The organism is Cellulosimicrobium cellulans (assembly GCF_006539945.1).
In the GTDB taxonomy this organism is placed as follows: Bacteria; Actinomycetota; Actinomycetes; order Actinomycetales; family Cellulomonadaceae; genus Cellulosimicrobium; species Cellulosimicrobium cellulans.
In genome coordinates this window covers 1-19,114 of the sequence record NZ_BJNZ01000023.1, presented here as the reverse complement: position 1 = coordinate 19,114, position 19,114 = coordinate 1, and the positions used below count along the sequence as shown (strand labels likewise).

Here is a 19,114-nt window from a genome sequence, read left to right as displayed (position 1 = left end):
ACGATCCTGCGGACGTGCAGCGGACGACCCGGGCCATGCGTCCGGACCGTAGCCGACCGACCCCGAGCCACCGAGGACGCCACGAGATGACGAGCAGCAGCGACGCGAGCGGCGGACCCGCGGACGGGCGTCCGGGCCCCGGGCCCGTCCCGGAGGGTCTCGCGCACGACGCCGACGTCGCGGAGACCGTCGTCGACGACGTCGCGGCGCCCGAGGACGGCCGCGCGCGCGGGGTCCGCGCGCTCGCCGGGCAGGACTTCTCCGTGGCCGACGCGATCGGCGGGGTGCGCGGGCTCGTCGAGTCGGTCGCCCCGGGCCTCGTCTTCGTCGTCGTCTACGTCGCCACGACGAACCTGCAGTGGGCGCTCGTGACCTCGGTCGCGGCGGCCCTCGTCGCCGTCGCGGCGCGACTGGTCCAGCGCACCCCCGTCACGCAGGCGTTCGGCGGTCTCCTGGGCGTCGGCATCGGCGTGTTCTGGGCGTGGCGCTCGGGCGAGGCGCAGGACTACTTCGCGTGGGGCCTGTGGACGAACGCCGCGTACCTCGTCGCGCTCCTCGTCTCGGTCCTGGCCCGCTGGCCGCTCGTCGGCCTCGTGGTCGAGGGCTTCCGCAGCGGATTCGGTACGGGAGCCGCCGCGGGGTCGGCCGGGACGACGGCGGACCCGTCACCGGAAGCGGTCGAGGTCGCGGGCTCCTCGGTCGAGCGGCCCGCTGCGGCCGCGACGCCGGCCGGCACCCCCGTCGACGCGGACGCCGCCGAGCCCGGCGCGTTCGCCCGCTGGGCCCGCACCTGGCGGTCCGACCGAGCGCTGATGCGCCGGTACACCGCCGCGACGTGGCTCTGGATCGGTCTGTTCGCCGCCCGGCTCGCGGTCCAGGTCCCGCTCTACCTCGACGGCGACGTCGGCTGGCTGGGCACCGCACGTCTCGTCATGGGCATCCCGCTGTGGGCGCTCGTCCTGTGGCTCACGTGGATCCTGGTGCGTCGGCCCCACGCCGCAGCGCCCCCGCAACCGACGGCGTAGGCCTCGAACACGGGGCCGGTCCCGTCAGAGGACGCCGTCGCCGGCCGTGGGGACCTCGGGCGCCACGACGGGCGCGTCCGGCGCGGTCGGCTCCGCGTGCGACGCGGTCGGCTCCGCATCCGGCTCGCCCGCGAGCAGCCGGCCGAGGGCTCCCTCGTCCGCCTCGTCGCCCGTGACGAGCAGGAGCTCGTCCCCGGCCTCGAGCGTGTCGTCCTGGCTGGGCGCGATCGGGCGCGCGCCGCGGACGATCGCCGCGAGCACCGTGTCCGCGGGCCAGCTCACCGCGCCGACGCGGCGGCCCACGAGCGGGGAGGTCGGCGGCAGGGTGACCTCGAGGATGTCCGCGCCGGACTGGTGGAAGGTGAAGATGCGGACGAGGTCGCCGACGGCGACGGCCTCCTCGACCATGGCGGTCATGATGCGCGGCGTCGAGACGGCCACGTCCACGCCCCACGACTCGTCGAACATCCACTCGTTCTTCGGGTTGTTCACGCGGGCGACCGTGCGCGGCACCCCGAACTCGGTCTTGGCGAGGAGCGACACGACGAGGTTCACCTTGTCGTCGCCTGTCGCCGCCACGATGACGTCGCACTCGTCGACCTTGGCCTCGGCGAGCGTCGAGAGCTCGCACGCGTCGGCGAGCAGCCAGTCCGCCTCCGCGACCTGGGCGACCCGCATGGCCGCCGGCTGCTTGTCGATGAGCATGACCTCGTGGTCGTGGCTGAGGAGCTCGCGAGCGATCGAGCGGCCGACCGAGCCCGCTCCCGCGATGACGACGCGCATCACTCGGCCTCGACCTTCGGTGCGTGGGTGAGCCTGCGTTCGACGACGGCGGCCTGCTCGTCGTCCATGAGCACGTGCAGCACGTCGTTCTCCTGGAGGACGGTGCGGTCGGTGACGAGGACCCCGTCGCCGAAGCGGCTGACGAACGCCACGCGCGCGCCCGTGGCGTCCTCGATGGCGCGGACGGTGCGCCCGACCCAGCCGGGGTGGAAGTCGACCTGCGCGAGCCGCACGCGGCCGGACGGGTCGCGGTACTCGTCGGTCGCGCCGAACGGGAGCATGCGCCGCAGCACCTGGTCCGCGGTCCAGCGCACGGTCGCGACCGTGGGGATGCCGAGGCGCTGGTAGATCTCCGCGCGCTGGGGGTCGTAGATGCGGGCGACGACCTTCTCCACGCCGAACGTCTCCCGCACGACGCGCGCGGAGAGGATGTTCGAGTTGTCGCCGTCGGAGACCGCGGCGAACGCGAACGCCTCCTCGATGCCGGCCTGCACGAGCGTGTCGCGGTCGAAGCCGACCCCGGTCACCTTCTTGCCCGTGAACTCGGCCGGGAGGCGCCGGAACGCGTCGGGGTTCTGGTCGACGACGGCGACCGAGTGGCCGCTCGACTCGAGCGACTGGGCGAGCGTCGCGCCGACGCGGCCGCAGCCCATGATGACGAAGTGCACGCACCGAACGCTACCGCTCGCGGGGCCGCCGGGCGCGCACCAGCGCGACCGGCCGCAGTCGGGCATAGCATGAGGCCTCGTGTCGGAGATCGCTGATGCCGCGAAGCGGCTGCTGCTCGGGCGGCCTGTCCGCAGCGAGCACCTGGGGCACACGCTGCTCCCCAAGCGCGTGGCCCTGCCCGTGTTCGCGTCCGACGCCCTGTCGTCGGTCGCGTACGCCCCGGACGAGATCCTCCTGACGCTCGCTCTCGCGGGCCTCAGCGCGACGATGATCTCGCCGTGGGTGGGCCTCGCCGTCGTGGTCGTGCTGCTGACGGTCGTCGCGTCGTACCGCCAGAACGTGCGCGCCTACCCGTCGGGCGGCGGCGACTACGAGGTCGCGACGGTCAACCTGGGCCCGTCGGCGGGCGTCGGCGTCGCGTCGGCGCTCATGGTCGACTACGTGCTCACGGTCGCGGTCTCGATCTCCTCGGGGGCGCAGTACGCGGCCAGCGCCATACCGGCGCTGCGCGACCACGAGGCGGCCTTCGCGATCGGGCTCGTCGTCGTCCTCACGCTGGTCAACCTGCGCGGGGTCAAGGAGTCGGGGACGTTCTTCGCGATCCCCGTCTACCTCTTCATGCTGGCTATCGGCACGACGGCGGTCGTCGGGTTCTTCCAGTACGTCACCGGCAACCTCGGCCCGGCCGAGAGCGCGGAGTTCGAGCTCACGGCGCAGAGCGGGTTCGACCAGGGACTCATGGGCATCGCGGGTGCCTTCCTCGTGGCCCGGGCGTTCGCGTCCGGGTGCGCCGCCCTCACCGGCGTCGAGGCCATCAGCAACGGCGTCCCGGCGTTCCGCAAGCCCAAGTCGCGCAACGCCGCCACGACGCTCGCCCTGCTGGGCGGCATCTCGGCCGTGATGATGCTCTCGATCCTCTTCCTCGCGCGCGCGACCGGCGTGCACTACGCCGAGGACCCGCACGCGCAGCTCTCGCTGAACGGGGAGCCGCTGCCCGTGGACTACGTGCAGCACCCGGTGATCGGGCAGCTCGCCGAGACCGTGTTCAGCGGGGTACCCGTGCTCTTCTACGTGGTGTCCGCGGTGACCGGACTGATCCTCGTGCTCGCCGCGAACACGGCGTTCAACGGCTTCCCGGTGCTCGGCTCGATCCTCGCGAAGGACGGCTACCTGCCCCGCCAGCTCCACACGCGGGGCGACCGGCTCGCGTTCTCCAACGGCATCGTCACGCTGGCCGTCGCGGCGATCGTGCTCATCTGGGCGTTCGACGCGCAGGTCACGCGCCTCATCCAGCTCTACATCGTGGGCGTGTTCGTGTCGTTCACGCTGTCCCAGCTCGGCATGGTGCGGCACTGGACGCGGGCGCTGCGCACCGAGCACCAGCCCCGCGAGCGGTCGCGCATGCGGCGCTCGCGCGTGGTCAACACGGTGGGTCTGGCGATGACCGGCACGGTGCTCGTCATCGTCCTCATCACGAAGTTCACGCACGGCGCCTGGATCGCGATCCTCGCGATGGCGCTCGTCTTCGTGCTCATGAAGTCGATCCGCAAGCACTACGACAGGGTGCGCGACGAGCTCGCGCTCGGCGACGAGGCCGCCGCGGCCCGCGCCCTGCCCAGCCGGGTGCACGCCATCGTCCTCGTGTCCAAGATCCACCGGCCGACGATGCGGGCGCTCGCGTACGCGCGGGCGTCGCGCCCGTCCGTCCTGGAGGCGGTCACGGTGGGCGTGGACTCCGAGGACGTCGAGGACCTCATGCGGCAGTGGGAGGCGCTCGACCTCCCCGTCCCGCTGCGCGTCCTGGACTCGCCCTTCCGCGAGATCACGCGCCCGGTGCTGTCGTACGTGCGCTCGGTCCGCCGCGAGTCCCCGCGCGACCTGGTGGTCGTCTACATCCCCGAGTACGTCGTGGGCCACTGGTGGGAGCAGCTCCTGCACAACCAGAGCGCGCTGCGGCTCAAGGGGCGCCTGCTCTTCACGCCGGGCGTCGTCGTGGCGTCCGTGCCGTGGCAGCTCTCGTCCACCGAAGGCCAGACGGGCCTCGAGGGCGAGGGCTTCCGCCAGCGCTTCACGGGCTACTGACCGGGACCGCGCCCACGCCGTGGGCGCGAGACGGGCCCGGCTCCCGCGTCGAGAGCAGCCCGGTTCTCCGCCCACAGCGGGTGGGTCGGGTCGCGTCCGGGATACTGGGGGCATGCCGTCCTCCTCGCGTGGTCCTGCCGTGCCCTCCGACCGACCGTCCGACCCGTTCGCGGACCGCCGCGCCGCGCGCGGCGGCGGGCGCCGTACGACCCGCCGCCAGGGTGGTCGCGCGACGCGTCAGTCGGCCCGCGTCGACCCTCGACCTGAGGTCGAGGTCGAGCTCGAGGTCGGCCCGGCGGCCCACGGCGGCCACTGCGTGGCGCGGTACGACGGGCGCGTCGTCTTCGTCCGTCACACCCTGCCCGGGGAGCGGGTGCGCGCCCGCGTCACGGAGGGCGGGGAGACCGCGAAGTTCTGGCGCGCCGACGCCGTCGAGATCCTCGAGGCGTCGTCCGACCGGGTCCCGTCGGTATGGCCGGAGGCCGGTCCGGGGGGCGTCGGCGGTGGCGAGCTCGCGCACGTCGCGCTCGACGCGCAGCGCCGCTGGAAGCGGGACGTGCTGGTCGAGCAGCTGCGCCGGCTCGGGAAGGTCGACCTCGACGAGACTGACCTTCAGGTAGAGGTCGAGGGTCTGCCGAGCGACGGCGAGCGCGGCGGGCTCGGCTACCGGACGCGCGTGGACCTCGTCGCCGACGGCACGGGCCGTGCGGGCATGCACCGCTTCCGGTCCCACGACGTCGTCGCGCTCGACGGCATGCCGCTGGGCACCGAGGACGTCGCGGAGCTCGCGGCGCGCGAGAAGGTCTTCACGCGCACCTGGCGGCCGGGCACGCGGATCGAGCTCGTCGCGCCCGTCGGCTCGGCGCCGGTCCTCCTCGTGGACGGCGAGCCGTGGCGGTCGGGCTCGCCCGACCAGCGCCCCAACGCGCGCCGCAGCGTGACCGAGCGTGTCGTCCTCGGCGACCAGCAGCACGAGTACCGCGTCGCGGCGGGCGGGTTCTGGCAGGTGCACCGCGAGGCGCCGGGCACGCTGACGCGCGCGGTGCTCGACGGCGTGGGGGACGTCGACGGCGCGCGCGTGCTCGACCTCTACTCGGGCGCCGGGCTGTTCACCACGCCCCTGGCGGCGGCCGTCGGGGCGGCGGGCTCCGTCGTCGCCGTCGAGGGTGACGAGCGGGCCGTGCGCGACGCGCGCCGCAACGCGCACGGGCTCGACCGGGTCGAGCTGCACCACGGCCCCGTCGAGCAGGTGCTCGCCGCGGACCCGACGGGCGCGGACGTCGTCGTGCTCGACCCGCCGCGCGTCGGTGCCGGCCGTGCCGTGGTCGAGGCGATCGCCTCCCGGCAGCCCGCCCGGGTCGTGTACGTCGCGTGCGACCCCGCCGCGCTCGCACGCGACGTCTCCTACCTCGCCGATCACGGCTACGGGCTCGCGTCCCTGCGCGCGTTCGACCTCTTCCCGATGACGCACCACGTCGAGGCGGTCGCCGTCCTCACGCGCTGACGTCGCCGGGTGCGCTCGGCCCTGCGTGAACCCGGGTGCCCCACGGCGCGTACCGGGAGGACGATGGGGGAGACGGTCGAAGGAGCGGGACGGTGAGGGACGGTGAGGGACGTGACGAGAGCGAGCGGGTCGACGACGGCGGCTGCTGAGGCGGGATCCCCGGCCCACCACGCCTCGGACGACGTCCGGGACATCGTGGGCGTGGGCGTCCTGATGCCGAACGGGCGGCTCGCGGGGCGGAGCTTCGCGTCGCGGGCCGAGGCGGAGGCCTGGGCGCGGCCCGACGAGGGTGAGCAGGTCGTCGAGCTCAACCTGCTGTGCGACTGCGACCTCTGAGCCGGGAGCCGTCAGCACGTCACGCGCGCGGCACGCCCGGCATATATCTTGACGTCAAGATATATGGGGTATGCTGGTCGCGGTGCAGGTCGCAGCGGGTCGTGGACGAGCCGCCGACCACCGCTCGGGCGGTCCTCCGGACCCGGTCCGAGCGGCGCGCCGGCCCGGCGTAGTCTGGGCGAAGCCCCCTGAACCATGGCATCCGTGCCACCGTCTCGCCACGAAGGAGCTACGAGTGAGCAGCGTCGACACGTTCGGGTCGAAGGGAACGCTGGAGGTCGGTGAGAACTCGTACGAGATCTTCCGCCTGTCCGCCGTCGAGGGTGTCGAGCGCCTCCCGTACAGCCTGAAGATCCTCGCCGAGAACCTCCTGCGCACGGAGGACGGCGCCAACATCACCGCGGACCACGTCCGCGCGCTCGCGTCCTGGGACCCGGCCGCGCAGCCCGACACCGAGATCCAGTTCACGCCCGCGCGCGTGATCATGCAGGACTTCACCGGCGTGCCCTGCGTCGTCGACCTCGCCACGATGCGCGAGGCGGTCGCGGAGCTCGGCGGCGACCCGTCGCGCATCAACCCGCTCGCGCCGGCCGAGATGGTCATCGACCACTCGGTGCAGATCGACGTCGCGGGGCGCTCGGACGCGTTCGAGCGCAACGTCGAGTTCGAGTACCAGCGCAACCACGAGCGCTACCAGTTCCTGCGCTGGGGCCAGACCGCGTTCGACGACTTCAAGGTCGTCCCCCCGGGCACCGGCATCGTGCACCAGGTGAACATCGAGTTCCTGGCGCGCACGATCATGACGCGCGAGGTCGGCGGGGTGCTGCGCGCCTACCCCGACACGTGCGTCGGCACCGACTCGCACACGACGATGGTCAACGGCCTCGGCGTGCTCGGCTGGGGCGTCGGCGGCATCGAGGCCGAGGCGGCCATGCTCGGCCAGCCCGTCTCGATGCTCATCCCGCGCGTCGTCGGCTTCAAGCTCAACGGCTCGATCCCCGCGGGCGTCACCGCGACCGACGTCGTGCTCACCATCACGCAGATGCTGCGCCAGCACGGCGTCGTCGGGAAGTTCGTCGAGTTCTACGGCGCGGGCGTGGCCCAGGTGCCGCTCGCGAACCGCGCGACGATCGGCAACATGAGCCCCGAGTTCGGCTCGACGGCCGCGATCTTCCCGATCGACGGCGTGACGATCGACTACCTGCGCCTCACGGGCCGCAGCGACGAGCAGCTCGCGCTCGTCGAGGCGTACGCCAAGGAGCAGGGCCTGTGGCTCGACCCGGAGTCCGACAGCTACGTCGAGCCGGTGTTCTCGGAGTACCTCGAGCTCGACCTCTCGACGGTCGTCCCGTCGATCGCCGGCCCCAAGCGCCCGCAGGACCGCATCGAGCTCGGCGAGGCGAAGGAGTCGTTCGCCTCCGCGATCCTCGACTACGTCGACGCCGGCGAGGCCGCGCCGTTCACGGGCCTCGACGAGTCGGTCGAGGAGACCTTCCCCGCGTCCGACCCGATCGCCGCCGGCGCGCACGACAACGAGTCGGACCACCCGGTCGCGCCGGGCCACGCCGACAGCGCGAAGCGCCCGCACAAGGTCGTCCCCGTGACGCTCGAGGACGGCACGTCGACCGAGCTCGACCACGGCCACGTGGTCATCGCGTCGATCACGTCGTGCACCAACACGTCGAACCCGTCCGTCATGCTCGCGGCGGCGCTGCTCGCGAAGAACGCGGTGGACCGCGGCCTCGCGTCGAAGCCGTGGGTCAAGACCTCGATGGCCCCCGGGTCGCAGGTCGTGACGAACTACTACGAGAAGTCGGGCCTCTGGCCGTACCTGGAGAAGCTCGGCTTCCACCTGGTCGGCTACGGCTGCGCCACGTGCATCGGCAACTCGGGCCCCCTCGCGGACGAGATCTCCGCGACGGTCAACGAGCACGACCTCTCGGTCGTCTCGGTCCTCTCGGGCAACCGCAACTTCGAGGGTCGCATCAACCCCGACGTGAAGATGAACTACCTCGCGTCGCCGCCCCTCGTCATCGCCTACGCGCTGGCCGGCACGATGGACTTCGACTTCGAGGGCGAGCCCCTCGGCACCGACCCGCACGGCGAGCCCGTCTTCCTCCGGGACATCTGGCCGTCGCCCGAGGACGTCCAGGCGACGATCGACGCGTCGATCGACCGCGACATGTTCACCAAGGACTACGCGGACGTCTTCACCGGTGACGACCGCTGGCGCGCGCTCGAGACGCCCGAGGGCGACACGTTCGCGTGGGACGCGGAGTCGACCTACGTGCGCAAGCCCCCGTACTTCGAGGGCATGGGCATGGAGCCGTCGCCCGTCACGGACATCTCCGGTGCCCGCGTCCTCGCGAAGCTCGGCGACTCGGTGACCACGGACCACATCAGCCCCGCGGGCGCCATCAAGGTGGACTCGCCCGCCGGCAAGTACCTCGCGGAGCACGGCGTCTCGCGTCGCGACTTCAACTCCTACGGCTCGCGCCGCGGGAACCACGAGGTCATGATCCGCGGCACGTTCGCGAACATCCGCCTGCGCAACCAGCTCCTCGACGGCGTCGAGGGCGGGTACACCTACAACTTCGTCAAGGACGCGCAGGACACGATCTACGACGCCGCGCAGGACTACGCCGCGCAGGGGACGCCCCTCGTCATCCTCGGCGGCAAGGAGTACGGCTCCGGGTCGTCGCGCGACTGGGCGGCCAAGGGCACGGCGCTCCTGGGCGTCAAGGCCGTCATCACGGAGAGCTTCGAGCGCATCCACCGCTCGAACCTCATCGGCATGGGCGTCCTGCCGCTCCAGTTCCCGGCGGGCGAGAACGCCGCGTCGCTCGGCCTCGACGGCACCGAGACCTTCGACATCGCCGGCATCACGGCGCTGAACGACGGCTCGACGCCCTCGACGGTGAAGGTCACCGCGACCAAGGGTGACGGCACGAGCGTCGAGTTCGACGCGGTCGTGCGCATCGACACCCCCGGCGAGGCGGACTACTACCGCAACGGCGGCATCCTCCAGTACGTGCTGCGCTCGCTGGTGGCGTGAGCCCCCGGTAGCGCTGCGGGCCTGCCCGACGGCGCAGACGCACCCCGGCGGGGCGCTCACCTCTCGAGGTGGGCGCCCCGCCGTCGTCCCCGGGCAGTCTGGAGGGCGACCGTGGCGAGCTCGGCACGTCTTGGCGAGATCGGCGGTCGTGGCTGCCGAACCTGCGCGGGAGTGCCGACCTCGCGCGCCGCCGCCGTGCCGCGAGAGACTGGGGCATGGCGAGCGAGAACACGACCCAGCCCACGGACGCCGACGTCGAGGCGTTCCTCGCGGCGGTGTCGGACCCCGTCCGGCGCCGCGACGCGCACCGTCTCGTCGAGCTCCTGTCGCGCATCACGGGGGAGCCGCCGCGGATGTGGGGCTCGTCGATCGTCGGGTTCGGCACGTACCACTACCGCTACGCGAGCGGACGCGAGGGCGACATGGCCGCGGCGGGCTTCTCGCCGCGCAAGGCGGCGACGACCGTCTACCTCATGGACGGGGTCGACGCCCACGCGGCGCTGCTGGACCGCCTCGGCCCGCACACGGTCGGCAAGGGCTGCGTCTACGTGAAGGACCTCGACGCCGTCGACCTGGGCGTCCTGGAGGAGGTCGTGAAGCGTTCCTACGCGACCCTCACGGGCGACCCCGAGCTCGGCCGCCGGCTCTCCGGCCCGTCGGCGGGGGAGCCCACCTGAGCCCTCCAGACCCGACCGCGGCGTCGGGTCAGAGCGGGGCGTCGAGCGTGCGGGTCCGGTCCCAGGGCTCCGTCCAGCCGAGCCGGTCGAACAGGGCGTCGAGGATCCCGCCCGTGAACCCCCAGACGAGGTGCTCACGGCCGTCCGCCTCGACGAGGAACCCGGGGCTCTTGTGCACGCGGCGGTCGCGCCGGACCGTGACCGTGCGCCGACGCTCGGGGTCGAGGAGGTCGGCGACGGGGACGCGGAACACGTGCGCGGACTCGGCGGCGTCGACCGCGCGGACCGGCGTGGGGCGCGACCACCACGCGAGGACCGGGGTCACGAGGTGGTTGCTCACCGGCACGGGCAGCTCGCCGAGCGTGCCGAGCACGTCGACCCCGTCGGGCTCGAGACCCGTCTCCTCCTCGGCCTCGCGCAGCGCGGCGCCGACCGGGCCGTCGTCCTCGGGCTCGAGCCGCCCCCCGGGGAAGGCGACCTGGCCGGGGTGGTGGCCGAGCGTCGCGGCACGTGCGAGGAGGAGCACGTCGAGGTCGCGCGGCACCGAGGCTGCCGTGTGCTCCGCGGGGACGCGGTCGAGCGCGCCGAACAGCAGGAGGACGGCGGCGTCGCGGGCGTCGTCGCGCAGGGCGCCGACGGCGTGGCGCCACGGCTCGGGCCAGGCGCCACCGTCGCGCGCGAGCGCGGCGAGCTGCTCGCGCGCGGCCGGGCGGGAGCCCGTCGGGTCGACGCTCACCAGCTCACCGGGAGCGGGCGGCCCTCCTCGTAGCCCGCGGCGGACTGGATGCCCACGACCGCGCGGTCGGCGAACTCCGCGAGGCTCGACGCTCCCGCGTAGGTCGCGGAGCTGCGCAGCCCCGACGTGATCTGGTCGAGGAGGTCCTCGACGCCCGGGCGCTGCGGGTCGAGGAACATGCGCCCGGAGCTGATGCCCTCCTCGTAGAGGGCCTTGCGTGCGCGGTCGAACGGCGAGCCGCCCGCGGTGCGCGCCGCCACGGCGCGTGCGGACGCCATGCCGAAGCTCTCCTTGTAGAGCCGGCCGGTGCCGTCGTCGTGCAGGTCGCCGGGGGACTCGTACGTGCCGGCGAACCACGAACCGATCATCACCTGCGAGGCGCCCGCGGCGAGCGCGAGGGCGACGTCGCGCGGGTGGCGCACGCCGCCGTCGGCCCACACGTGCTTGCCGAGCTCACGCGCCGCGGCGGCGCACTCGAGGACGGCGGAGAACTGCGGTCGCCCGACGGCGGTCATCATGCGCGTCGTGCACATCGCGCCCGGGCCGACGCCCACCTTGACGATGTCGGCTCCCGCGGCGACGAGGTCGCGCACGCCGTCCGCCGTGACGACGTTGCCGGCGACGACCGGGACGTCGGGGCCCACGGAGCGGACGGCGTCGAGCGCCTGGAGCATCTTGGCCTGGTGCCCGTGCGCCGTGTCGACGACGAGCACGTCCACGCCCGCCGCGAGGAGCTCCTTGGCCTTGGCGGCGACGTCGCCGTTGATCCCGACCGCGGCTCCGACACGCAGCCGTCCGGCGTCGTCGAGCGCCGGCGCGTAGACCGACGAGCGCAGCGCGCCCTTGCGCGTGAGGACCCCGACGAGCGCACCGTCACGCGTCACGGGCGCGACCTTGAGACGCGCGGTGTGGAGCTGCTCGTAGGCGGCCTCGAGCCCGGCACGACCGCCGTCGAGGACCGCGGCGTCGAGCACGAGGGGGTGGTCCGTCATCACCTGGTGGACCTGGGTGAAGCGGTCGACGTCCGCGCAGTCGGCCTCCGTGACCACGCCGACCGGCCGCCCGCCGTCCACGACCACCGCGGCGCCGTGCGAGCGCTTGCCGATGAGGGTGAGGGCCGTGTGGACGGTGTCGTGCGGGCCGACGACGACGGGCGTCTCGATGACGGGGTCCTTGGACTTCACGTCGGCGACCACGTCGGCGACGACGTCGGTCGGCACGTCCTGCGGGATGATCGCGACGCCGCCGCGGCGCGCCACCGTCTCGGCCATCCGGCGGCCCGCGACGGCGGTCATGTTCGCGACGACGACCGGGATCGTGGTCCCCGTCCCGTCCGCGGAGGAGAGGTCGACGTCGAAGCGCGAGGCGACCTCGGAGCGCGACGGGACGAGGAAGACGTCGCCGTACGTGAGGTCGGTCGCGGGGGACTGGCCGGGCAGGAAGCGCATGCCCCCATCCTACGAGGTCGCGGCACTCTGATGTCCGCAGAGCGGAAGTGGCATTCCACTCGACGGTGGTCCGTGCGTCCGACGCCGGAGTGTGCGTCAATGACGTGAAGGTCCCGTCGCCCCGCGCACCGCTGCGCAGGTCACCTGCCCGGACGGCCTACAGTTGTCGGGCTGGTCGCACGGGAACGGAACGGAGCATCTGCATGAGCCTGCTTGGCACGATCACCTCGCCCGAGGACGTGCAACGGCTGACCCCGGAGCAGGCGCGGGAGCTCGCCGCCGAGATCCGCACGTTCCTCGTCGACTCGGTCTCGCGCACCGGAGGGCACCTCGGCCCGAACCTCGGCGTCGTCGAGCTGACGATCGCCATGCACCGCGTGTTCTCGTCCCCGACGGACACGTTCGTGTTCGACACGGGCCACCAGTCCTACGTGCACAAGCTCCTCACCGGGCGCCAGGACTTCTCGGCGCTGCGCAAGAAGGACGGACTCTCCGGGTACCCGTCACGCGCCGAGTCGGAGCACGACGTCGTCGAGAACTCGCACGCGTCGACCGCCCTCTCGTGGGGCGACGGCATCGCGAAGGCGAACGTCGTGCGGGGCCTCACCGACCGGCACGTCGTCGCGGTCATCGGCGACGGCGCCCTCACCGGCGGCATGGCGTGGGAAGCCCTCAACAACATCGCCGAGAGCCAGGACCGGCGCCTCGTGGTCGTCGTCAACGACAACGGGCGCTCGTACTCGCCCACCATCGGCGGCCTCGCGCACCACCTCTCCACGCTGCGCACGACGCACGGCTACGAGAGCTTCCTGCAGTGGGGCAAGCGCACGCTCAGCCGGTCCGGGGCGCCCGGCCGGTTCGCGTACGAGTGGCTGCACGGCCTGAAGAAGGGCCTCAAGGACGTCGTCGCCCCGCAGGGCATGTTCGAGGACCTCGGCATCAAGTACGTCGGGCCCGTCGACGGCCACGACGTGGAGGCCATGGAGCACGCGCTGCGCCGGGCCAAGGCGTACGGCGCGCCCGTGATCGTGCACGCGCTCACCGAGAAGGGCCGCGGCTACACGCCCGCCGAGCAGGACGTCGCCGACCGCTTCCACGCGGTGGGGAAGATCCATCCCGAGACAGGCCTGCCGGTCGCGCCGTCGCGCTTCGGCTGGACGAGCGTCTTCGCGGACGAGATCGTCCAGATCGGCCGGCGCCGGACCGACGTCGTCGCGATCACGGCGGCGATGCTCGAGCCCGTGGGGCTCAAGCCCTTCGCGCAGGCGTTCCCGGAGCGCACGTTCGACGTCGGCATCGCCGAGCAGCACGCGGCGACCTCGGCGGCCGGCATGGCGTTCGCCGGGCTGCACCCCGTGGTGGCCGTGTACGCGACGTTCCTCAACCGCGCCTTCGACCAGGTGCTCATGGACGTCGCGCTGCACAAGGCAGGGGTGACGTTCGTGCTCGACCGCGCGGGCATCACGGGTGACGACGGCGCGAGCCACAACGGCATGTGGGACATGGCGATGCTGCGCATCGTCCCCGGCCTGCGGCTCGCCGCGCCGCGCGACGAGGAGACGCTGCGGACGGCGCTGCGCGAGGCCGTGGACGTCGACGACGCCCCGACGGTCGTGCGCTACCCCAAGGGGGCGCTGTCGGAGGCCCTGCCCGCCGTCGACACGGTGGACGGCGTGGACCTGCTCGCGGTGCCGGACGGCTCCTCGGAGGCCGGCGCCGCGGGCGCGGCCCCCCGCACCCGCGTCCTGCTCGTCGGCCCCGGGTCGATGGCGCGCGTCGCGCTCGAGGCGGCGGAGTCGCTCACGGCGCACGGCGTCGACGTCACCGTCGCGTCCCCGACGTGGGTCCTGCCGATGCCGAGCGCGCTCGTCAAGCTCGCGGGGGAGCACGACCTCGTCGTGAGCGTCGAGGACGGCGTCGCCGACGGCGGTGTGGGCGCGCTCCTCGCGCAGCGCTCGCTCGAGGGCGGCGTGCGCACGCCCGTGCACGCGCTCGGGCTGCCCGCGCAGTTCCTCGACCACGCGACCCGCGACCAGGTGGCGTCGGCGTACCGGCTCACGTCGGCCGACGTCGCGCGCGACGTCCTGGACGCGCTGGCTGCGCTCGCGCGCGACTGAGCGCGCGGTCCGCGGGCGACCGCCGGAGCACCGCGCTCCGGCGCGGACATCGCGGCGGTGTGCGTGGGCGGCGCGCTAGGGTCCGGCACGTGATCTGGCTCCTGGACCTCGACAACACGCTCGTCGGGCGCGACGACGCCTTCGCTGCCTGGGCGGCCGACGCCGTCGCGCGCGCCGGGCGTGACGCCTCCGACCTCGCGGCGATCGTCGCGGCCGACCAGGGCGGCCACGCGCCCAAGCGCGACGTGGCCCGCGTCGTCGTCGACCGGCTCGGGCTGGGCGGCGGGGCGGACCTGGACGCCGTGGTGACCCGCTTCCGCCACGGCATCCTCGAGCACGTGCGCGCCTATGCCGGCGTGCTCGACGCCCTCGACGCGCTGCGCGACCGCGGCGACCGGGTCGTCGTCGTCACCAACGGCACGTCCGCCCAGCAGCGCGGCAAGATCGCCCGCTGCGCGGTCGAGCCGCACGTCGACGCGATCGTCGTCTCCGACGAGGAGGGCGTCGCCAAGCCCGACCCGCGCCTGCTGGAGATCGCGCTCGACCGCGTCGGAGCGCGGGACGCCGACCGCGCCGGGGTCTGGATGGTCGGCGACGCCGCCCACCTCGACGTCGCGGCGGGTCGTGCGGCCGGCGTGCGCACGGCGTGGGTCTCGCACGGCCAGGCCTGGTCGGGCGGCGACGCGCCGGACGTCGTCGCGGCCACGACCCTCGAGGCGCTCGCGGCCTGCGCCGCGGCCACCGTCTGACGCGAGCCGGCCGGCACGCCGCGCACCGCACCCGGCGGCCGCCCCGCGGCGGATCAGGAGTGCGTGACCGCGACGGCCTGCTCGACGACGGCGCGCAGGTCCCCGCCGGACGCCGCGTGCCACGCGCGCTGGCGCTGGGCGCCGTTCCCGCCGGACCAGAGGCGTCCGAGGAGCTCCGTCACGGCGTCCAGGTCGCCCGCGTCGACGAGCGCGTCCCGCACGTGCGCGACCAGGAGCCCGACGACGTCGTGCGCCGGGGCGGGGCGCCACGTGAGCGGCGAGACCAGGTCCTCCTCGAGCCCCGAGCGCCCGGCGCGCCACGACGCGGTACGCAGGATCTCGGGGCGGAGCTCCGGGGGCGCGGTGCCGTCCGCGGCCTCGCGTGCCGCCGTCTCGACGAGGCCCCGGCTGAGGGCTGCGAGGAGCGTCGCGGTGTCGGGGTCGAGGCACACGTCGGCGACGCGGATCTCGACCGTCGGGTAGCGCGAGGACAGCCGGGCGTCGAAGTACACCATGTTCTCGTCGAGGATCGTGCCGGTCGCGACGAGCCCGTCGACCGCCGCCCGGTACGCCTCGGGGGAGCCGAACGCCCGGGTCGGTCCCGACGTGGGCCAGCGCGACCAGACCTGGGACCGGAAGCTCGCGTACCCGCTGTCCTGGCCCTGCCAGAACGGCGAGTTCGTGCTCAGCGCGAGGAGCGTGGAGAGCCACGGCCCGATGCGGTCGAGGACGGCGACGCCCTCGACGTCGTCCGCGACGGCGACGTGCACGTGGCACCCGCTCGTGAGCTGCTCGCGCGCCGTGAGGCCGAACGCGGCGCGCGCCTCGAGGTAGCGCAGACGGGAGACGGTCGTGCCCTCGAACGGCAGGGGAGACGTCGAGAGCGCGGCGACCCGGGCGCCGACGCGGTCCGCGGCGTCCTGGGCACGGCGACGGCCCTCGCGGATCTCCGTCGCGAGGTCGTCCAGCTCGCGCCGCGGGTGCGTCGCCGTCTCGAGCTGCTCCTCCATGAACTCCGACTCGAGCGAGCCGGTCCCGCCGCCCTTGTCGTCGGTGCCCGACGCCTCCAGGGCCTCCGCGGCCCGGGCGACCGGATGCCCGTCGTCGCCGACGAGCAGGAACTCTTCCTCGACCCCTACGGTGCGCTTCACCCGGGCAGTCTCACACGGAAGCCGTCGGCTCGTCCGGCGAGCGTGTGACGTGCGTCCGTGTCGTGCGTCACGACCGTCTCGAGCGGGTTCGGCCGGGGAGTCGGGAGGGCTTGTGAAGGTCATCACAAGCCGTTCTTCCCCGATGCTCGCCAAGTCCCGAGAACCGCACGATTCCGGGGTTTTCGGCGGGTGGCACCGGGTCCCGCCCGGCTCGGGACCTAGGTCCCCGGACGCCCCGAAACCCCTCCGCGCGGACCGTCGTGAACCTAGCCTGGAGGTGGCGAAGGAGCCCGACGGAACCTCCACCGAGGGCCTCCACCCGGGGCCCCGTGAGACCGGCGGGCCCGGCAGGCGCGCGGACCCGCGCGTCAGGCACGAGGGAGGTCCAGATGACCAGCGTTTCCGAGGCACCCGGCACGACGAGCGGCGGCCGTGCGGTGGAGGGCGGCGTCGACCCGCAGCACGACACCGCGCACGTCCCCGCCTGGGAGGGCTTCACCGACGGCCCGTGGCGCGACTCGGTCGACGTGCGCGACTTCATCCAGCGCAACTACCGCCCGTACACGGGCGACGCGTCGTTCCTCGCGGGGCCCACGGAGCGCACGACGGGGATCTGGGACACCCTGTCCGCGATGTTCCCCGAAGAGCGCGAGATGGGCATCTACGACGTCGACGCCCACACGCCCGCGGGGATCACGGCGCACGCGCCCGGCTACATCGACAAGGCGCACGAGGTGATCGTCGGCCTCCAGACCGACGCCCCGCTCAAGCGTGCGATCATGCCGAACGGTGGCTGGCGCATGGTCGAGGGCGCGCTCCAGACCTACGGCTACGAGGTCGACGAGACCTTGAAGAAGGTCTTCACCGAGTACCGCAAGACGCACAACCAGGGCGTGTTCGACGTCTACCCGCCGAACGTGCGCGCCGCCCGCAGCTCCCACATCATCACCGGCCTGCCCGACGCCTACGGCCGCGGCCGGATCATCGGCGACTACCGCCGCGTCGCGCTCTACGGGGTGGACGCGCTGATCGCCGCGAAGAAGCTCGACAAGCTCGGTCTCGACACGCAGCCGTTCAGCGAGAAGGTCGTGCGCGAGCGCGAGGAGCACGCGGAGCAGATCCGCGCGCTGGGCGAGCTCAAGGAGATGGCGGCCTCGTACGGCTACGACATCTCCGGCCCGGCGACGTCGGCCCGCGAGGCCGTGCAGTGGCTCTACTTCGCCTACCTCGCCGCGGTGAAGGAGCAGAACGGCGCCGCGATGTCGCTCGGCCGCACGTCGACGTTCCTCGACGTCTTCATCGACCGCGACCTCGAGGCCGGCCGCATCACGGAGTCCGAGGCGCAGGAGATCATCGACGACTTCGTCATCAAGCTGCGCATCGTCCGGTTCCTGCGCACGCCCGAGTACGACGCGCTGTTCTCCGGCGACCCGACGTGGGTCACCGAGACGATCGGCGGCATGGGCGAGGACGGTCGCCCGCTCGTCACCAAGAACTCGTTCCGGTTCCTCCAGACGCTCTACAACCTCGGCCCGGCCCCCGAGCCGAACATGACGGTCTTCTGGAGCCCGCAGCTGCCGCAGGGCTTCAAGGACTACTGCGCCCAGGTCTCGATCGACACCTCCGCCGTGCAGTACGAGTCGGACGAGCTCATCCGCCAGCACTGGGGCGACGACGCGGCGATCGCGTGCTGCGTGTCCCCGATGCGGGTCGGCAAGCAGATGCAGTTCTTCGGCGCGCGCGTGAACCTCGCCAAGACGCTGCTCTACGCGATCAACGGTGGGCGCGACGAGATCTCCGGCAAGCAGGTCTCGCCGGTGGCGGCGCCCGTCGAGGGCGACGTGCTCGACTTCGACGACGTCATGGCGAAGTTCGACGCGACGATGGACTGGCTCGCCGAGACGTACGTCGAGGCGCTCAACTGCATCCACTGGTCGCACGACAAGTTCGCGTACGAGCGCCTCGAGATGGCGCTGCACGACAAGGACGTGCTGCGGACGATGGCGTGCGGCATCGCAGGCCTGTCCGTCGCGGCGGACTCGCTGTCGGCGATCAAGCACGCGAAGGTCTCCGTCGTCCGCGACGAGCGCGGCCTCGTCGTCGACTACGTGACCGAGGGCGAGTACCCCACGTTCGGCAACGACGACGACCGGGCCGACGCGATCGCCGTCGACCTCGTCGAGCGGTTCATGGCGAAGGTGCGCACGCACCCGACGTACCGTGACGCGGTGCCCACGCAGTCGGTCCTGACGATCACGTCCAACGTCGTGTACGGCAAGGCGACGGGCAACACGCCCGACGGCCGCCGCGCCGGCGAGCCGTTCGCCCCGGGTGCCAACCCGATGAACGGGCGCGACACGCACGGCATGCTCGCCTCGGCGCTCTCGGTGGCCAAGCTGCCGTACGACGAGGCGCAGGACGGCATCTCGCTGACCAACACGGTCGTGCCGAGCGGCCTCGGGCGCACCAAGGAGGAGCAGGTCACCAACCTCGCCGGCCTCCTGGACGCCTACATCGGGTCCGAGGGATACCACATGAACGTCAACGTGCTGAACCGCGAGACGCTCCTGGACGCCATGGACCACCCGGAGAACTACCCGCAGCTGACGATCCGCGTGTCCGGGTACGCGGTGAACTTCGTCCGCCTCACGCGCGAGCAGCAGCTGGACGTGCTCTCGCGCACCTTCCACGGCGCGCTCTGACGAGCGCTGAGGAGCCACCCATGACCGTCACCCTTCCCGGCCCCGCCGTCCGCCCGCAGCGCGGGTGCGGCGTCGCCGGG

At 73.1% G+C, this 19,114-nt stretch carries 14 protein-coding genes; 9 read left to right on the top strand and 5 right to left on the bottom strand.

Annotated features, from left to right (window positions below):
* Window positions 1-86 precede the first annotated feature (86 nt).
* On the top strand, window positions 87-1,025 hold the full coding sequence (locus CCE02nite_RS15370) for a DUF3159 domain-containing protein (protein ID WP_141390519.1): 939 nt from the start codon (window positions 87-89) through the stop codon (window positions 1,023-1,025).
* 24 nt (window positions 1,026-1,049) lie between these two features.
* Here CCE02nite_RS15370 and CCE02nite_RS15365 read toward each other — a convergent pair whose 3' ends face one another.
* Both CCE02nite_RS15365 and CCE02nite_RS15360 read right to left on the bottom strand, forming a co-directional pair.
* A complete protein-coding gene (locus CCE02nite_RS15365; protein ID WP_141390518.1) occupies window positions 1,050-1,808 on the bottom strand; it encodes a potassium channel family protein in 759 nt (252 codons plus the stop codon).
* A complete protein-coding gene (locus CCE02nite_RS15360) occupies window positions 1,808-2,461 on the bottom strand; it encodes a potassium channel family protein (protein WP_141390563.1) in 654 nt (217 codons plus the stop codon). The genes CCE02nite_RS15365 and CCE02nite_RS15360 overlap by 1 nt, the downstream gene beginning before the upstream one ends.
* 94 nt (window positions 2,462-2,555) lie before the next feature.
* Between CCE02nite_RS15360 and CCE02nite_RS15355 the strand changes: the two genes are divergently transcribed.
* The 5 genes from CCE02nite_RS15355 to CCE02nite_RS15335 all read left to right on the top strand — a co-directional run bounded on the left by CCE02nite_RS15355 (window position 2,556) and on the right by CCE02nite_RS15335 (window position 10,131).
* Window positions 2,556-4,559 (top strand): APC family permease, encoded by a 2,004-nt coding sequence (locus CCE02nite_RS15355; protein ID WP_141390517.1) that lies wholly within the window; start codon window positions 2,556-2,558, stop codon window positions 4,557-4,559.
* Between the two features lie 139 nt (window positions 4,560-4,698).
* Window positions 4,699-6,063, top strand: coding sequence for a class I SAM-dependent RNA methyltransferase (locus CCE02nite_RS15350; protein WP_371861930.1), 1,365 nt, complete (start codon window positions 4,699-4,701; stop codon window positions 6,061-6,063).
* A 111-nt stretch (window positions 6,064-6,174) separates the two neighbouring features.
* Window positions 6,175-6,399: a hypothetical protein gene (locus tag CCE02nite_RS15345; RefSeq protein ID WP_141390515.1), complete on the top strand. Its 225-nt coding sequence runs from the start codon at window positions 6,175-6,177 to the stop codon at window positions 6,397-6,399.
* A gap of 235 nt (window positions 6,400-6,634) precedes the next feature.
* A complete protein-coding gene (locus tag CCE02nite_RS15340; protein WP_255318893.1) occupies window positions 6,635-9,454 on the top strand; it encodes an aconitate hydratase in 2,820 nt (939 codons plus the stop codon).
* A gap of 215 nt (window positions 9,455-9,669) precedes the next feature.
* Window positions 9,670-10,131 carry a DUF1801 domain-containing protein gene (locus CCE02nite_RS15335; RefSeq protein WP_141390513.1) on the top strand — a complete coding sequence of 154 codons (462 nt, stop codon included), beginning with the start codon at window positions 9,670-9,672 and terminating at the stop codon, window positions 10,129-10,131.
* A 28-nt stretch (window positions 10,132-10,159) separates the two neighbouring features.
* Here CCE02nite_RS15335 and CCE02nite_RS15330 read toward each other — a convergent pair whose 3' ends face one another.
* Both CCE02nite_RS15330 and CCE02nite_RS15325 read right to left on the bottom strand, forming a co-directional pair.
* Window positions 10,160-10,867 (bottom strand): NUDIX hydrolase, encoded by a 708-nt coding sequence (locus CCE02nite_RS15330; protein ID WP_141390512.1) that lies wholly within the window; start codon window positions 10,865-10,867, stop codon window positions 10,160-10,162.
* Window positions 10,864-12,315, bottom strand: coding sequence for a GuaB1 family IMP dehydrogenase-related protein (locus CCE02nite_RS15325; RefSeq protein ID WP_141390511.1), 1,452 nt, complete (start codon window positions 12,313-12,315; stop codon window positions 10,864-10,866). Before CCE02nite_RS15325 ends, CCE02nite_RS15330 begins: the two co-directional genes overlap by 4 nt.
* A gap of 203 nt (window positions 12,316-12,518) precedes the next feature.
* Between CCE02nite_RS15325 and dxs the strand changes: the two genes are divergently transcribed.
* Entirely contained in the window at window positions 12,519-14,432 is a 1,914-nt protein-coding gene (gene dxs, locus CCE02nite_RS15320) for a 1-deoxy-D-xylulose-5-phosphate synthase (protein WP_141390510.1), read from the top strand.
* 89 nt (window positions 14,433-14,521) lie between these two features.
* On the top strand, window positions 14,522-15,181 hold the full coding sequence (locus CCE02nite_RS20540) for an HAD family hydrolase (RefSeq protein ID WP_170227338.1): 660 nt from the start codon (window positions 14,522-14,524) through the stop codon (window positions 15,179-15,181).
* A 53-nt stretch (window positions 15,182-15,234) separates the two neighbouring features.
* Here CCE02nite_RS20540 and CCE02nite_RS15310 read toward each other — a convergent pair whose 3' ends face one another.
* Window positions 15,235-16,332, bottom strand: a complete 1,098-nt coding sequence (locus CCE02nite_RS15310; RefSeq protein WP_170227337.1) for a carboxylate-amine ligase — start codon at window positions 16,330-16,332, stop codon at window positions 15,235-15,237.
* Window positions 16,333-16,721: 389 nt separating this feature from the next.
* Between CCE02nite_RS15310 and pflB the strand changes: the two genes are divergently transcribed.
* Entirely contained in the window at window positions 16,722-19,034 is a 2,313-nt protein-coding gene (pflB, locus tag CCE02nite_RS15305; protein ID WP_141390507.1) for a formate C-acetyltransferase, read from the top strand.
* Window positions 19,035-19,114: the final 80 nt, after the last annotated feature.

Bases quoted from the DNA above. Each gene is read 5' to 3' on its own strand.
- pflB (WP_141390507.1), top strand. From the start codon at position 16,722: ATGACCAGCGTTTCCGAGGCACCCGGCACGACGAGCGGCGGCCGTGCG.
- CCE02nite_RS15370 (WP_141390519.1), top strand. From the start codon at position 87: ATGACGAGCAGCAGCGACGCGAGCGGCGGACCCGCGGACGGGCGTCCG.
- CCE02nite_RS15360 (WP_141390563.1), bottom strand. From the start codon at position 2,461: ATGGGCTGCGGCCGCGTCGGCGCGACGCTCGCCCAGTCGCTCGAGTCG.
- dxs (WP_141390510.1), top strand. From the start codon at position 12,519: ATGAGCCTGCTTGGCACGATCACCTCGCCCGAGGACGTGCAACGGCTG.
- CCE02nite_RS15325 (WP_141390511.1), bottom strand. From the start codon at position 12,315: ATGCGCTTCCTGCCCGGCCAGTCCCCCGCGACCGACCTCACGTACGGC.
- CCE02nite_RS15365 (WP_141390518.1), bottom strand. From the start codon at position 1,808: ATGCGCGTCGTCATCGCGGGAGCGGGCTCGGTCGGCCGCTCGATCGCT.
- CCE02nite_RS15335 (WP_141390513.1), top strand. From the start codon at position 9,670: ATGGCGAGCGAGAACACGACCCAGCCCACGGACGCCGACGTCGAGGCG.